The organism is Burkholderia sp. AU19243 (genome assembly GCF_018148075.1).
Lineage (GTDB): Bacteria > Pseudomonadota > Gammaproteobacteria > Burkholderiales > Burkholderiaceae > Burkholderia > Burkholderia latens_A.
Genome location: NZ_JAGSTV010000049.1, coordinates 1 through 677 on the forward strand (window position 1 = coordinate 1; position 677 = coordinate 677).

Here is a 677-nt window from a genome sequence, read left to right on the forward strand (position 1 = left end):
AAGATTGCGAAGTCGGTGGGCGCGTACCTGATGGTCGACATGGCGCACTACGCGGGGCTGATCGCGGCGGGCGTGTATCCGAACCCGGTGCCGCACGCCGACTTCGTGACGACGACGACGCACAAGAGCCTGCGCGGCCCGCGCGGCGGCGTGATCCTGATGAAGGCGGAGTACGAGAAGCCGATCAATTCGGCGATCTTCCCGGGTATCCAGGGCGGCCCGCTGATGCACGTGATCGCGGCGAAGGCCGTTGCGTTCAAGGAAGCGCTGTCGCCGGAGTTCAAGGCGTATCAGCAGAAGGTGGTGGAGAACGCACGCGTGCTGGCAGAAACGCTGGTCAAGCGCGGGCTGCGGATCGTGTCGGGCCGCACGGAAAGTCACGTGATGCTGGTCGACCTGCGCGCGAAGAACATCACGGGCAAGGCAGCGGAAGCGGCGCTCGGCGCCGCGCACATCACGGTGAACAAGAACGCGATCCCGAACGATCCGGAAAAGCCGTTCGTGACGAGCGGCATCCGCCTGGGCTCGCCGGCGATGACGACGCGCGGCTTCGGGCCGGCGGAAGCGGAGCAGGTCGGCAACCTGATTGCCGACGTGCTCGAGAACCCGGAAGACGCGGCGACGATCGAGCGCGTGCGCGCGCAGGTGGCCGAGCTGACCAAGCGTTTCCCGGTCTA

At 66.8% G+C, this 677-nt stretch carries 1 protein-coding gene; it reads left to right on the forward strand.

Annotated elements, in window-relative coordinates; all coding sequences use genetic code 11:
- On the forward strand, positions 1 to 677 hold a 677-nt coding region (locus KDW55_RS29245; protein WP_212161898.1), incomplete at both ends, for a serine hydroxymethyltransferase.